This is a genomic window from Actinokineospora bangkokensis (assembly GCF_001940455.1).
Classification (GTDB): Bacteria; Actinomycetota; Actinomycetes; order Mycobacteriales; family Pseudonocardiaceae; genus Actinokineospora; species Actinokineospora bangkokensis.
This window is the reverse complement of the sequence record NZ_MKQR01000018.1, coordinates 66,676-80,211: the sequence shown is the minus strand read 5'-3', so window position 1 is coordinate 80,211 and position 13,536 is coordinate 66,676. Positions and strand designations below refer to the sequence as shown.

Below are 13,536 nucleotides of genomic sequence, written 5' to 3'. Positions count from 1 at the left end.
CGCTCCCCATCCGCTCAGCGGGCGATCTCGGTCAGCACGGACTGGATGAGGTTGCGCGCCAGCCGAACCTTGTACCCGTTGTGCGGCAGGGGCACTGCGGCATCCAGCTCCGCCTCGGCCGCGGCGCGGAATCGCTCCGGCGTGGCAGGCCCGCCGCGCAGCTCCGCCTCGGCGACCCTGGCCCGCCACGGGTGCGAGGCGACGCCACCCAGAGCGATGCGCACCTCACTCACCTGGCCGGAGCGCACCACCAGGTCCGCCGCGACGGACACGGTGGCGAAGGCGTACGACGAGCGTTCGCGCACCTTGCGATAGCGCGACTGCCGTCCTGCGGCGGCACCGGGCAGCCGCACGGAGGTGATCAGGGCGCCGTCGGGCAGCGCCGTCTCCAGGTGCGGCGTGTCGCTGACCGGCCGGTAGAACCGCGAGATCGGGATCTCCCCCTCGCCGTCCAGCGTTTCGTAGCGCACGACCGCGTCGAACAGCATCATCGGCACCGCCATGTCCGATGGGTTCGTGGCGACGCAGGCCCGTGACGCGCCGAGGATGGCGTGGTTGTGGTGCACGCCCTCCAGTGCCGCGCAGCCACTACCGGGCACCCGCTTGTTGCACGCCGACGGCAGATCCGCGAAGTAGGGACACCGGGTGCGTTGCAGGAGGTTCCCCGCCACCGTCGCCATGTTGCGCAGCTGCCCGGAGGCACCGGCCAACACCGCCTGGGACAGTGCCGGATAGCGGCGCCGCACCTCGGGATGCGCCGCGACGTCGCTGTTCGTCGTCGTCGCACCGATCACCAGGTCACCGTTGTGGTCTTCGTCGACACCGGCCAGCGGCAGCGCGCGCACGTCGACCAGACGAGCGGGTGCCTCGACACCGCGCTTCATCAGGTCGACGAGGTTCGTGCCGCCCGCCAGGAACCGGGCGTCGTCCTGTCCTGCCACGGACACCAGCGCGTCACGCACCGCGGTCGCTCGGCGGTAGGCGAACTCCTTCACCCGTTCACCCCTTCGCTTTCGGCCACTTCGAGAACGGCGCGCACGATCGACGGGTAAGCGCCGCAGCGGCACAGGTTCCCGCTCATCCGCTCGCGCACCTCATCGGCGTCGAGGGGGCGGTGCGGCTGGTCAGGGGAGACGTCAGGGGTGACGGCGCTCGGCCACCCCGCCGCGTGCTCGGCCAGCACCGCGACGGCCGAGCACAGCTGACCAGGAGTGCAGAACCCGCACTGGAGCCCGTCGAGCCGCACGAACGCCTCCTGCACCGGCAGCAGTTCGTCGTCCGCGGCGAGCCCTTCGACCGTGGTGACCTCAGCACCCTCCGCGGCCACCGCGAGCGTCAGGCACGACACCACGCGCCTGCCGTCCACCAGCACCGTGCACGCACCGCACTGACCGAAGTCGCACCCCTTCTTGGAACCGACGAGCCCCGCGTCCTCCCGCAACGCGTCGAGCAGCGTCCTGCGGTTGTCGACATCGAACCGGTGCGTGGTTCCGTTGACGTGCAGCGATACTTCGCTTCGACTGTCGTCTTCCATCGCGCTTTTCCCCTTGCCTCTTCCGATCACAGCAACAGGCGAGGCCGAGAGGAGCCTGATGCGCTCGAACCACTACCGGGACGCCGCCGCTCTGCCGCGCGAGGTCAACGGGCTCGGAAGACAGTGCTGGCCCACCGTGCCGCGTCCGTCACCGATCCCCACCTCATGCGCCCGTCGTCGCTCGCCGGGCCACCAGCCGACCGCGAACCGTCCCCGGTCGTCCCTGCCCGGCAGGCTATAGCGAGTTCCTGCGGCAGGGCCCGGCGGAAGAACAAGCAGGCAGGATCGAGCTAGAAGTCGCGAGTTCTGCTCAATCGCCGCGAGGGGCGCCCGGTGTGGCGGCTCGGGCGCTCGCGCCCAGGCGGACCGCGTCCCGGCGCGGCGGGTCACCGAACTGCCTGCGGTACTCGCGGCTGAACTGGGCGGGGCTGTCGTAGCCGACCTGCCGGGCGACCCCGGCGATGTCCCCGGGGTTCGCGGCGAGCAGCAACCTGGCGTGCTGCAAGCGGATCTGCTTCTGGTACTGGATGGGGCTCATCGAGGTGACGGCCCGGAAGTTCCGGTGGAACGCCGACACGCTCATGCCCGCCCGCCTCGCCACCTCCTCGACGCGGAAGGGCAGCGCGTAGCTGTCGCGGATCCACTGGACAGCCCTGGCGACGTGGCTCAGACCGCTGTCGGGCAGGCCGAACTGGCGCAGCATCGCGCTCTGCTCCCCGGTGAGCAACCGCCAGATGATCTCCCGCTTGACCAGGGGGGCGAGCACGGGGATGTCGCGCGGCCGGTCCAGCAGCCGCAGGAGGCGGACCACGGCGTCCAGCAGCTCGGCGGAAGCGGTGTTCACGGCCAGACCCGGCGCCGCGCCGACCGGCACCTCCGGCAACCCCCCGTCGTCCGCGGCCAACAGCACCTCGGCGACGTCCCCCTGCCGCAGGTCCAGGCCGAACCCCAGCGCCGGTTCCCCCGGGCAGGCCCGGGTGAACTGCGCGGTCACCGGCAGGTCGACCGAGGCGATGACGTACTCCCCTGCGCGGTACTCGTACAGGCGGTCCCCCAGCGCGAACCGCTTGACTCCCTGGGCGACGAGGGCCAGCACCTTCCCGTAGGTGGTCGGCGTCGGCGGGCTCGGCTCATCAGCCCGGAAGATGCGCACGTCATCGATGTCGGTGCTCAGATCAGGTCGAGCGTGCTTGGCCAGCAAGTCACGCAGTTCATCGAGCGGCATGGCGGTCATTGAATCACCGCCCTGGGCCCGACAGAGGTGACCTCCAGCTGAGGTGGGCTGAACCCCTCACGTGGACGAGGCGACCCTGGTCATCCCAACCGGACAGGCGACGTGGAGCGTGCACCGGCCAGCCCTTACGCCATCGGCCCTCCCGGGGTGCCAGCCGCGGCGATCGCGTCCAGGTCGCGGGTCGCGTAGCGCAGGTGCTCCCACTCCTCGGTGAGGATCGTGTGCAGGCACTCCAGCGTGGTCACCTCGTACTCGGCTGCCCACGGGTGCCTCCGCGGCACCACCAGGTCGTCGCTGGTGACGGCGGCGAGGAAGTCGCGGACCATTGCCACCCGTCCGGCCCGGACCTCAAGCACCTCGGCGTAGGGAGGTTCGGTGGCGGCGAAGATGGACGTGTCGTACCCGTCGGTGGCGTACTCGGCGTTCGGCACACCCAGCGGGTGGTAGGGCTTCTCAACGCCTTGGACGGCAACGCGGAACCACGTGTCGGTGGCCATCACCAGGTGCCGCAAGGTCTGTGCGAACGACCACTCACCGGCTACCGACACGTCGGCGGTACCCGGTGGCATCGCCGCCACCCGCTCTACTGCGGCCGCCCAGGCGTGCTCCACTTTCGTCCACGCTCGGCGCAGCCCGTCGGGGCTGGTCGCCCCTCGCTCACCCCTGCCGGGGAAGCGCCGATCAAGCTCCCCCTCCACGAACGGCGCGACGTCGACACCGTTGACCCACAGGGAACTCAGCCACGGCGCATCAACCTCAGCACCGTCCACGTCGACAGCTCGCAACACCGCGCGGGACAGATCGCACCGCGTGAACCGCGCCCCCCGAAGGCCCACATCGACGAACGCGGCACCGGAGAGGTCATCAGACGGCCCGAACCTGGTCATGACAGCACTATTCCACGTCGCGCAGTGGAAGTGAGGCGGAAAAGGTCATTATCGCGAATTCACCTGGCTCGCCGCCGGGTCAGTGCTCCACGGCGTCCTTGGCCCCGGGGTGGCGTGAACTGCCTTGCAGATCTTGGCAATCTCACTCCCCTGCGGCGTTCGGATGGTCTCTCCGCGCAGTGGGCGGGACGCTACCCGAACGGACTATACGATGTACGGGCGTGGGGGGTTAGCATCACTCGCGGCACTGCGGGGGAGGCGAAGTCGCATCCGGCGGGGTGGGATCTGCCGCGTCATTTTCGTCCGATTTCCTGGGGGGCGCATGTCCGGCGGTTATGTGCTCGGGGTCAACTGGTGGTTCCACGATGGCGCCGCCGCGGTCGTCGATCCCGCCGGGAACGTGCTCTGGATGGCGGAAGAGGAACGATTCACCCGACATCGCCACGGTTGGGGAGAATTCCCCGTCGCCGCGGTCGCGGCCGGGTTGGCGGAGACGGGTGTCGACCGCGAGGAGATCTCCCTCGTCGCGGTCGGGTGGCAGCCCTGGTTGGCCAACCACCCCTCTGGTCAGGCGTGGCGCCCCTCGTACGCCGATCCTGCTGTGCTCGCCCAGGACCTCCTGGGGTGGGACCGGTTGCCTGCGGGGTGCACCTTCAGCTTCTTCGACCACCACGACGCACATGCGGCCTCCGCCTTCTACGCCTCGCCGTTCGACGACGCCGCGGTGCTGGTCGTGGACGGGCACGGGGAACGGGCTTCGGTGTCGATCCACCGGGGTGGCAGGCGGACGGGGATCACGCCGGTCGAGTGCTACCCCCGGCCGTTCTCGCTCGGCTACTTCTACGAAGCGGCGACCCGTCACCTCGGGTTCCGCCTGCTGGAGGCGGGTAAGACGATGGGACTCGCCTCCTACGCCCTGGCGGCCGAGCCGCTCTTCGCCTTCGCCGACGGCATCCCACCCGGCGCCCGTGCGCTGCGAGCGGATTGCACCTGGGACGAGGCCGCCACCGCGTGGGGGACGTGGTTCCAGGACACCTACGGACCGGTCAGCACCCCGACGGCCTGCCTCCACCGCGATCCGCTGGCCGTGCGGATCGCGGCTCAGGCGCAGGCGACCGTCGCAGCGGAGCTGGCGCGGCTGGTGGCCCGCGCGCGTGAGCTGACGGGGCTGGATGCGGTGTGCATCGGCGGTGGCGTCGCGCAGAACTGCGTGGCGATGGGGGCTGTGGACGAGCCGGTCTACGTCCCGCCCTTCGCGCACGACGCGGGGGTCTCGCTGGGCGCGGCCTGGCTCACCACCGGTGGGCCCGTCCTCCCGCAGGGCGTCTCGCCGTACCTGGGCGCGCAGACCCAGCCGCGCACGGCAGATCAGCTGGCGGGGTGGATGTCGGTCGACTACACGCCCGACCTGGTCGCGGACCTCCTGCGGTGCGGTCAGGTCGGAGCGGTCTACACCGGGCGGGCCGAGGTCGGTGCCCGGGCGCTCGGGCACCGATCGGTCATCGCCCGGCCCGACGACACGGCCGTCCGGGACCGCGTCAACCGGATGAAGGGCCGAGAGCCCTGGCGGCCCTTGGCGCCCGCGGGGCTGGCCGAGTGCGACGGCGTGTTCTGGGACTCCCGGGGCTCCCGCTCCCGCTACATGACGGCGTCGGCGCCGATGACCGACCTCGGCCGTTCCTCGCTCCCCGGGGCCACGCACGTCGACGGCACGTGCCGGATGCAGGTGGTGCGGGAGACCGGGGTCGTGCACGACGTGCTGCGAGCACTGCGCGGCGGAGGGCACGACCCGGTCGTGCTCAACACGTCCTTCAACGACCGCGGCGACCCCATCGCGCACGCGGGCGCCGACGTCGCCGCGGCAGCGGAGCGGATGGGGCTGGACTTCCTCGTCTGGGACGACGAGCTGCTGCGCCCCGCCGGGGGGCCCAGGTGAGCGGCACCCGCCCGGGCACGCCGGTGCTGGACGAGGACTTCCTGCAGGACCCGCACGCCTTCTACGCCGCGACCCGGGCCACCGCGCCGGTCGTGCTGGTGCGGATCCCGAGGCTGCACCTCACCGCGTACCTGGTGACCCGCTACGAGGACGTGCGCGCGGTGCTGGTCCACCCGCACGTGTCCAAGGACGCCAGCGGCGCGGCCACCGAGCCGTTCACCCACCACATGCTCAACCGCGACCCACCCGCGCACACCCGGCTGCGCGCCGTCGTGAGCTCCGCGTTCAGCGCGCGACGCGTCGACGAGCTGCGCCCGATGATCGCCGCGGTCGCCACCGCGGCGGCCGACGCGCTCGACGCCGACGGCGAGGTGGACCTGGTCGACGGGTTCGCCTTCCCGTTCGCGCTGGGGGTGATGCGCGGCGTGCTGGGCATCACCGAGGCCGAGGACCCCGACTTCCGCCGGATCGCCGAGGTGCTGTTCACCGAGGTCAGCCCGAACGCGCGCGCCGAGCCCGCAGCGCGGATGACGGAGTACCTGGTGCGCCTGGTCCGCGCGAAGCGCCGCAGCCCGGGCGACGACCTGCTGACCAAGCTGATCCGCGCGTGCGAGGTCGACGGATCGATCACCACCGCCGAACTGCTGTCGACGGTGTTCCTGCTGCTGGTCGCGGGCCACGAGACCACGGTCAGCCTGATCGGCAACAGCGTCTGGGCGCTGCTGCGCCACCCCGACCAGCTCCGCCTGCTGCGCGAGCACCCGACGTGGCTGCCGGACGCCATCGAGGAGCTGCTGCGCCACGCGGGCCCGGCCAACCTCGGCACGCTGCGGCACACCACCGGCGACGTCGACATCGCCGGGACCCGCATCCCCGCGGGTTCCTTCGTGATGGCGGCGCTCGCGGCGGCCAACCGCGACCCCGATCGCTTCCCGCACGCCCAGGACTTCGACATCCGCAGGCGCGGCGCGCGCAGCCTCGCGTTCGGGCACGGCGTCCACCACTGCCTCGGCGCGGCGCTGGCCCGCGCCGAGGCGGAGGTGGCGCTGGAGCTGCTGCTGTCCCGGTTCCCGCGGATGGGGTTCGCCCGCGACCCCGCGGGGTTGCGGTGGCGGGCGAACACCATGATCCGCGGGCTCGTCACCCTGCCGGTGACCCTGCGGCCCGGTCCACCCGCTACCGGGAACAACTAGGAGGAGATCCACATGAGACAGTCGAAGCGCCCCGCCGCACGCAGGCTGCGCGGCCTGGCGGTCCTGGTCGCCGGACTGGTCGGCCTGACCGCGACCGCGGTCCCGGCCGTCGCCGGTCCCGCGGCGCCGACGGGCGGCTCCCCGTCGACCGCGGCGCTGGTCAAGCTGCGGGTGGAGGGGGCGACGAGCACGATCTTCGAGGGGCTGGTCATCACCCGCCCGCATGAGGTGACCAGCGCGGCGGGCGGCACGCACCAGTGCGACGGCACCAACCTCGGCGCCAACCCCACCGCCGGGCCGACCGCGATCGGAGCCCTCGACGACGGAGCCCGGACCTACGGCTTCGACTGGGACGGCCCCTACTTCCCGTCCTTCGAGGACTACCTGGTGACCAGGATCGGTGCCGAGTCCTCGACCGCCACCACGTTCTTCTCCCTGCGCCGCAATGGTGCCGTCACAAGCGTCGGCGGCTGCCAGCAGCGGGTGGCCACCGGTGACGAGGTGCTGTTCGCCATCTCCGACGGCAGCGAGACCGCGGCGCTCAAGCTCACCGGGCCCGTCTTCGCCCGGGTGGGCCAGGGCGTGGTGTACCGGGTCGTGGACGCCGCCACCGGCGCCCCGATCGCAGGCGCGTCGGTCGGCGGGGCCACCACGGGAGCTGACGGGCGGGCGTCGGTGACCTTCACCCGGACCGGTCTGCAGAAGCTCAAGGCCACCAGCCCGGGGACGATCCGGTCGAACGCGGTCCCGGTCTTCGTCGGCCCCTGAGCGCCCACCCGACCAGGAGACCGATGAGGTACCCGCTGATCGACGACGGTGAGCTCGCCGAGCCCGCGTGGGCGACGATCAACGAGCAGGTGGCGACCGCGGGGTGGCGGCGGAGCGCGCGCGCCGTCCCCGCGGCGCTCGCCACCGTCGTCCTGCTGGCGTGGCGCACCTCCCGCCGGTGGACCGCGCTGGCCGCGACCGCGCACCTGGCGGCGGGGGCGCTCCAGGCCGTGGGGTTGTTCGCCGTCGCGGACGCGTTCACCACCCTGCTGGACGGCGCGCCGAACCCGGACCGGTTGCTGGACAGCGTCCCCTCGCTGCTGCTGGTCGGCCTCGCCCACACGGCCAGGACCACGGTGGGGGCGGTGGCCCACCTGGCCCAGGCCGCGTTGGCACCGCGGGTCGAGTACGCCGCGCGGCACGGGATCCACCGGGCGGTCCTCGACGTCGCCCCGGTGGCGTTCAGCGACGCCGACTTCGTCGAACTGGTCCGCCAGGGCGGGATGCACGGTGTGTGGGCCGTGCGCCGCTCGGTGCAGGCGGCCTCCGACCTGCTCGCCGCGCTGGTGGCGCTGGCCGTCGCGCTGGCGGTGGTCACCACCTTCCACCCGTGGCTGTTGCCCGCGCTGCTGCTGGCCGCCGCCGCCAACGGGTGGGCCGCGATGCGCGCGGCCAGGCTGAGCTACACCTCGTTCCTGCGGATGGTGGCGCGCGATCGGCAGGCGTGGCTGGTGGGCGACCTCATCACCGGCGCCGAGTCCGCCATGGAGGTCCGCGCGTTCCTCCTGGAGGAGGTCCTGCTCGACGAGCACGCCCGGGTCTCCGAGCGGCTCAACGCCGACGCCGTGCGCACCGAAGCCCGGTGCGCGGCGATCCGCCTCGGCGGCCGGGCCCTCGCCGCCGCGGGCGGCCTCGGCGCGTACTGCACCCTGGGGGTGCTCCTGTACACCCAGCAGGTCCCCCTGTCCCTGGCCGGGACGGCCGTCGTCGCGATCAGCGGTGCGGCCGCGTCGTTGTCCCAGGCGATCCGCGAGTTCAACGCGATGTACGAGAACAGCTTCTACATCGACCTGCGCGCCCGGCTCCTCGACGAGTGCCGCCGCAGGCGAGGCGCGGCCCGGTCGCGCAGCGCCCCGCCCGACCCCGCCACGATCACCCTCCGCGGCGTGACCTTCGCCTACCCCGGCCAGCACGAGCCCGCGGTGCGCGACGTCGACCTCACCCTCCGGCGGGGGCAGGTCGTGGCGCTGGTCGGGGAGAACGGTTCGGGCAAGTCGACCCTCAGCAGGTTGATCTGCGGCCTGTTCACCCCGGACACCGGCCAGGTCCTCTGGGACGACGTCGACCTCGCGACGGCGGCGCCCCCTCGGACGTCGCTGATCGCGCAGGACCCGGTGCGGTGGCCGGTCAGCGCCGCCACCAACATCTGCATCTCCGACCTCGATGGCGAACGGGCGCGGTGGCCGGACAGCGCCCGCACCGCGGGGGCGGACACCCTGATCGAGGCCCTGCCCCGTCGGGAGGACACCGTTCTCTCGACGTTGTTCGCAGGGGGACACGGCCTCTCGACCGGCCAGTGGCAGCGCATCGCCGCGGCCCGGGGCCACTTCCGCACCGCTCCGCTGCTCATCGCCGACGAGCCGACGGCGTCGCTCGACGCCCTCGCCGAAGCCCGGGTGTTCGACGCCCTCTGCGGGAACGAGGGGGCGTCGAACCGCACGACCGTCCTGGTGACCCACCGGCTCGGCAATGTGCGCAACGCGGACCTGATCGTGGTCTTGGAACGGGGGAGGATCGTCGCGACAGGGACCCACGCGGAACTGATCAGCAGGCCGGGTCCCTACCGGCTCCTGTACGACAGCGCAAGTGAGGGTTCAGCAGCTCGGTGACCTGCGCGCACCGAGCTGTTGCGTGCCTGGTGGCCGTGCACTCGGCGATGAGCGACTGGGCGCGCACCAGCGGTGTCGCCGCCACCCGCTCCAGGTCCTCCGTCCACGTTCGGTCCAATATCGAGGGTGGTGGGGTGGTGAAGGTGGCACCGCACCGGGGTGACTGGAGTGCTTGCTCGCCCCGCTGTTGGCCGCCGGGTGAACGGCCATCGTGGTTGAGCCCCTTGCTTGCGTCGGCTGTCGCGTTCGTGACGCCGGTGTTCATTGGCCTCACCGGGAGTGTCATCGCTGACGTCCTATTACCTGGCCGCCGAGCACGATGAGGGATGGCCTGCGGAGGACAGAGGGGTCCACGCGGGGGTCGGCGTCGTAGGCGACGATGTCGGCTGGGGCGCCCTCTTCCAGGCCGGGTAGGCCGAGCCAATGGCGCGCGGTCCAGGATGCTGCGGCGACGGCGGCTTCGGGCGGGAGTCCTGCGCGGATCAGCCAGAGCACTTCGCCTGCGATGTCGCCGCAGGGTTTGCTGTCGGTGCCTGCCAGTACGGTCACACCGGCCTCGTGGGCGGTGCGGACGGTGGTGAACAGGCCCTCCCAACCGGTCAGCAGCCACTCGCGGATCTCCGGTGCCCCCTCTCCGGCGCGGATTCGCTCAATGGTGGGGGCGAAGGCGGTGAAGGTCGGGACCAGTGCTGTTCCGTGTTCGACCATGGTGGGGATGAGGTCGTTGTCGAGGTGCATGCCGTGCTCGATGCTGTCCGCGCGGGCGAGCACGGCGTTGCGGCTGCCCTCCGCGGTCTGGGCGTGCACCGCGACCCGGCCGTCGATGGCGTGCACTGCGGCGATGGCTTCGGTGAGCAGGTCCAGCGGTACGGCAGGATCGCCTGGGCGCCAGTCACCGATGATCTTGCACCAGCCACCGGAGGCCTCGGCCTCTTCGACGGCGGCGTCGACCAGGTCGGCTTCGGTGACGGGACGGCCGAAGTCGGGGAAGAACAGGCCGGGCATGGCCAGCCACCGACCGCCCCGGCGGACGCGGGGCAAGGTGGGGTCGTGCCGCTCGCGGGTCGGGTCGGGGTCCACTGACCCGGGGGTGCGCACGAGCAGGACGCCCGCGTCGCGGTGATCGGTCATGTGGGAGCGGTGCAGGTCCTCGTCGAAGTCCTCGCCGGGCTGGTTGGTGCCTGGATGGGTGTGCACGTCGACCAGACCGGGCAGCAGCCACGCGCCCTCGACCAGGCATTCCCCACCCGGGCCACCGATGCGGTCACCGGAAACCCGGATGACCCGCTCCTCACCGTCCGGAAGGACCACCCCGGCCAACTCGAAACCCATCACACCCCCACCAGTCCAGCACGCTGCCAGCGCTCATCCGACTCCCTCACCATGCCGGCGGGATCCTTCCCATGTCCTGCTGGTGCCTCACATCGTGTTCCCCACCCGCGCGGATAGGTGAGTGCGGGAGGCCGCCTGTGGCGCGCGTGGTCGTTCCGTGCACCTGCGCTGCTGGGAGGTGCCGACGGGGTCCATCGAGCCGCCGGTGCACGTGAAGTGGCTGAACGCTCGGCTGAAAAGGCGTGGAGGGGCGCAAGGGCAAGCCCTAGTGCGCTGGTCCGGCGGAAGAAGGGACGCGCACCTCGATGACGACCGGTGCGTCGTCGTCCGCGTCTCGGAGCCGCCACACCCGCGCGCGGGCGCCGACTTCCGGCAGTCGGGTCTGGGGGAGCATCGGCGATCGCGATGTCGGGCGCTCCCACCTCCCGCGCACCTGTCCCCGGGTGGTGGTGACGACGAGCGTGAAGCTGTCGATGCCGCCGTCCTCGATGGTGGAGGCGGTGCGCGTGCGGATGGTGCCGTCGAGCAACTCGATCCGGTCGGTCGCCTCGGCCCAGCGGGTGCGGGCCCGCGTGCGCTCGGCGCTGTGGGCGACGGCGCCGAGGTAGGCGATCCAGAGCGCGGCGACGAGGGCCGTGAGCACGAGGGTGAACAGGAGCGAGAACCACCAGCCGGGGGTCGGTTCTGTCCACAGCAGCACGATCGCCTCGACGCCCACCGCTGCGGCGAGGACCAGGAGCGCCACGAGCAGGACGCGGCTGGCCGTCCGCAGCGGGCCGCGGACCGGGAGTTCGCTGGGCGGCGACGGATCCGGCCAGCGGTCGACGAGCACCACCACCTGCCCAGCGGGCGCGGACATCGCATCAGCCATGGGCTGACCCTAGTTCCGACCCGCCGTGCAGCGGGTCCCGTCCCCCGGACCGGGGAGGTGGGTTCCGCCTGCGGTCGAACCCGGGCCTGCTCGGTGGAGGTCCGCCCTCAGACCTGGGCGTAGCCGCCGTCCGCGGCGAGGTCCGCGCCGTTGACGAAGCTGGACGCGTCCGAGGCGAGGAACACCGCGGCGGTGGCGATCTCGGTCGGGTCGGCGAGGCGGCCGAGGGGGATCACCGACTCCGCGGCGGTGAGGTCGGCTGGGGTGAGCAGGTCGAGCAGGCCCGGGGTGCGGGTGGCGCCGGGGGACAGGACGTTGATGCGGAACTGGCGGGCCTTGGCGCTGTGGGCGAAGCCGCGCGCGAGGTTGCGGATGGCGGCCTTGGTGGCCCCGTAGACGGGGAGCACCGACTCGGGGCGGGTGGCCGCGGTGGAGCCGAGCAGGATGATCGAGGCGCCCGGTGCGAGCAGGGGCAGGGCCTTCTGCACGGTGAAGACCGATCCCTTGACGTTGGTGGCGAACATCGCGTCGAACTGCTCTTCGGTGATCTCGCCCAGCGGGGCGGCGATGCCGATGCCCGCGTTGGCCACCAGCACGTCGACCCGGCCCGCCTGCTCGGCCACGGTCGCGTAGAGCGCGTCGAGGTCGTTGAGGCGGCTGACGTCGCAGGTCAGCGCGGTCACGCCGGTGCCGAGTTCGGCCTCGACCGCGTCGAGCTGGGGCCTGCGGCGGCCGGTGACGAACACCCGCGCGCCTTCGGCGAGGTACGCGCGGGCGATCGCCAGACCGATGCCGCTGCTCCCGCCGGTGACCACGGCGACCTTGCCGTCGAGCGCTCCCATGGTTCCTCCCAGGTCGTGTTCTTTACCGTTCGGTCCATAACCCTGGCCGATCTGGACCGGATAGTCAAGAACAGGATCCGCCTGGGCGGTGTGGTTCAGGACGCGGGCAGGAGGCAGGCGAGCAGCGTCTCGCCCATCGCCTCAAGCGCGGCCAGGTCTTGGCCGGTGCGGCCGAGGATGACCAGGCCCAGTTGACCCGCCAGGACCGCTGGGGCGGCCTGCCCCGGGTCGACGCGGGCGGCGACGTCGCCCTCGCGCTGGGCCCGTCGGATCGCGTCGGCCAGCACGGCGGTCGTGGCGTCGTAGCTGCGGCGGGCCTCGGCGGCGACCTCGGGGGCGCTCGTGGCGAGCTCCATCGCGGTGTTGGCCAGCAGGCACCCGCGACGGGCCTGGGCGCCGCTCGGGTCGCGGACCGGCCCCAGCACGAAGTCGCGGACCACGTCGATGCCGCGGTCGGCGTCGGCGAGCCAGCCCCGCAACATGCGGTCGTTGGCCTCGTCGTACTCGCGCAGCACCCGCAGGAACAGCCGCCGCTTGTCCCCGAACGCGCCGTACAGGCTGCCCTTGCCCAGCCCGGTGGCCGCGAGCAGGTCCTCCAGCGACGTGCCCGCGTACCCGTTGTTCCAGAAGGCCGCCTGCACCGCGGACAGCACCCGCTGCTCGTCGAACTGGCGAGGGCGTGGCACGGGCCGAACATACAGTTTGTGAACCGATCAGTCCAGTATCCGCGGCGGCCCGTGGTCAGGCGGTGGCACCGGTCTAGCGGACCAGGTCTCCTGGGCAACGACCGCGCGGCCACGCCTGTCCGGGCCCGGACCGCGTTTCAAACGATGATCCGTGCGCTGGACGTGCCGCGGTCGTCCACGGCCCGCACCTGGAAGTGCTCGGCGTCAACCACGTCGGCGAGGCGCTGCTCTCGGGCCAGTGCGTGCTTACTGTTGTCCCTATTGGGGCGAGAGGGAGTGTGACCACGCTATAGCTGTTGATCGCAGTGCGCCCACGCAGCTCCGGCCGCGCTCCGGTGGCCGCGATGATCACATCCTAACGAAT

General features: G+C 72.1%; 12 protein-coding genes. 4 read left to right on the top strand and 8 right to left on the bottom strand.

Going from position 1 to position 13,536, the window contains the following annotated elements; all coding sequences use genetic code 11:
* Positions 1–14: 14 nt before the first annotated feature.
* The 4 genes from BJP25_RS18720 to BJP25_RS18705 all read right to left on the bottom strand — a co-directional run bounded on the left by BJP25_RS18720 (position 15) and on the right by BJP25_RS18705 (position 3,655).
* The gene (locus tag BJP25_RS18720) at positions 15–995 is read right to left on the bottom strand and encodes an FAD binding domain-containing protein (protein ID WP_075976273.1); all 981 of its coding nucleotides are present in this window, start codon (positions 993–995) and stop codon (positions 15–17) included.
* A complete protein-coding gene (locus tag BJP25_RS18715; protein WP_075976272.1) occupies positions 992–1,534 on the bottom strand; it encodes a (2Fe-2S)-binding protein in 543 nt (180 codons plus the stop codon). Before BJP25_RS18715 ends, BJP25_RS18720 begins: the two co-directional genes overlap by 4 nt.
* A gap of 310 nt (positions 1,535–1,844) precedes the next feature.
* Positions 1,845–2,759 (bottom strand): AraC family transcriptional regulator, encoded by a 915-nt coding sequence (locus BJP25_RS18710; protein ID WP_075976427.1) that lies wholly within the window; start codon positions 2,757–2,759, stop codon positions 1,845–1,847.
* 134 nt (positions 2,760–2,893) lie between these two features.
* A complete protein-coding gene (locus BJP25_RS18705; RefSeq protein WP_075976271.1) occupies positions 2,894–3,655 on the bottom strand; it encodes a DinB family protein in 762 nt (253 codons plus the stop codon).
* A 322-nt stretch (positions 3,656–3,977) separates the two neighbouring features.
* Between BJP25_RS18705 and BJP25_RS18700 the strand changes: the two genes are divergently transcribed.
* The 4 genes from BJP25_RS18700 to BJP25_RS18685 are packed head-to-tail and all read left to right on the top strand — an operon-like array spanning position 3,978 to position 9,441.
* Complete coding sequence (locus BJP25_RS18700) at positions 3,978–5,591, top strand: carbamoyltransferase C-terminal domain-containing protein (RefSeq protein WP_075976270.1); 1,614 nt, start codon at positions 3,978–3,980, stop codon at positions 5,589–5,591.
* Positions 5,588–6,784 (top strand): cytochrome P450 family protein, encoded by a 1,197-nt coding sequence (locus tag BJP25_RS18695; RefSeq protein WP_075976269.1) that lies wholly within the window; start codon positions 5,588–5,590, stop codon positions 6,782–6,784. Before BJP25_RS18700 ends, BJP25_RS18695 begins: the two co-directional genes overlap by 4 nt.
* Positions 6,785–6,796: 12 nt before the next feature.
* Positions 6,797–7,552, top strand: a complete 756-nt coding sequence (locus BJP25_RS18690; protein WP_075976268.1) for a hypothetical protein — start codon at positions 6,797–6,799, stop codon at positions 7,550–7,552.
* Between the two features lie 23 nt (positions 7,553–7,575).
* Positions 7,576–9,441 carry an ATP-binding cassette domain-containing protein gene (locus tag BJP25_RS18685; RefSeq protein ID WP_075976267.1) on the top strand — a complete coding sequence of 622 codons (1,866 nt, stop codon included), beginning with the start codon at positions 7,576–7,578 and terminating at the stop codon, positions 9,439–9,441.
* 282 nt (positions 9,442–9,723) lie between these two features.
* Here the strand turns inward: BJP25_RS18685 and BJP25_RS18680 are convergent, their stop codons facing one another.
* From BJP25_RS18680 to BJP25_RS18665, 4 genes are all read right to left on the bottom strand, one after another.
* Positions 9,724–10,773: an amidohydrolase family protein gene (locus tag BJP25_RS18680; protein WP_143219177.1), complete on the bottom strand. Its 1,050-nt coding sequence runs from the start codon at positions 10,771–10,773 to the stop codon at positions 9,724–9,726.
* 265 nt (positions 10,774–11,038) lie between these two features.
* The gene (locus BJP25_RS18675; protein ID WP_143219176.1) at positions 11,039–11,644 is read right to left on the bottom strand and encodes a hypothetical protein; all 606 of its coding nucleotides are present in this window, start codon (positions 11,642–11,644) and stop codon (positions 11,039–11,041) included.
* 107 nt (positions 11,645–11,751) lie between these two features.
* Positions 11,752–12,486, bottom strand: a complete 735-nt coding sequence (locus tag BJP25_RS18670; RefSeq protein WP_075976265.1) for an SDR family NAD(P)-dependent oxidoreductase — start codon at positions 12,484–12,486, stop codon at positions 11,752–11,754.
* 95 nt (positions 12,487–12,581) lie between these two features.
* The gene (locus BJP25_RS18665; RefSeq protein ID WP_084794167.1) at positions 12,582–13,172 is read right to left on the bottom strand and encodes a TetR/AcrR family transcriptional regulator; all 591 of its coding nucleotides are present in this window, start codon (positions 13,170–13,172) and stop codon (positions 12,582–12,584) included.
* Between the last annotated feature and the right edge of the window lie 364 nt (positions 13,173–13,536).

Coding starts and splice junctions, on each gene's coding strand:
- BJP25_RS18715 (WP_075976272.1), bottom strand. CDS start 1,534: ATGGAAGACGACAGTCGAAGCGAAGTATCGCTGCACGTCAACGGAACC.
- BJP25_RS18710 (WP_075976427.1), bottom strand. CDS start 2,759: ATGCCGCTCGATGAACTGCGTGACTTGCTGGCCAAGCACGCTCGACCT.
- BJP25_RS18705 (WP_075976271.1), bottom strand. CDS start 3,655: ATGACCAGGTTCGGGCCGTCTGATGACCTCTCCGGTGCCGCGTTCGTC.
- BJP25_RS18700 (WP_075976270.1), top strand. CDS start 3,978: ATGTCCGGCGGTTATGTGCTCGGGGTCAACTGGTGGTTCCACGATGGC.
- BJP25_RS18690 (WP_075976268.1), top strand. CDS start 6,797: ATGAGACAGTCGAAGCGCCCCGCCGCACGCAGGCTGCGCGGCCTGGCG.
- BJP25_RS18685 (WP_075976267.1), top strand. CDS start 7,576: ATGAGGTACCCGCTGATCGACGACGGTGAGCTCGCCGAGCCCGCGTGG.
- BJP25_RS18680 (WP_143219177.1), bottom strand. CDS start 10,773: ATGGGTTTCGAGTTGGCCGGGGTGGTCCTTCCGGACGGTGAGGAGCGG.
- BJP25_RS18675 (WP_143219176.1), bottom strand. CDS start 11,644: ATGGCTGATGCGATGTCCGCGCCCGCTGGGCAGGTGGTGGTGCTCGTC.
- BJP25_RS18670 (WP_075976265.1), bottom strand. CDS start 12,486: ATGGGAGCGCTCGACGGCAAGGTCGCCGTGGTCACCGGCGGGAGCAGC.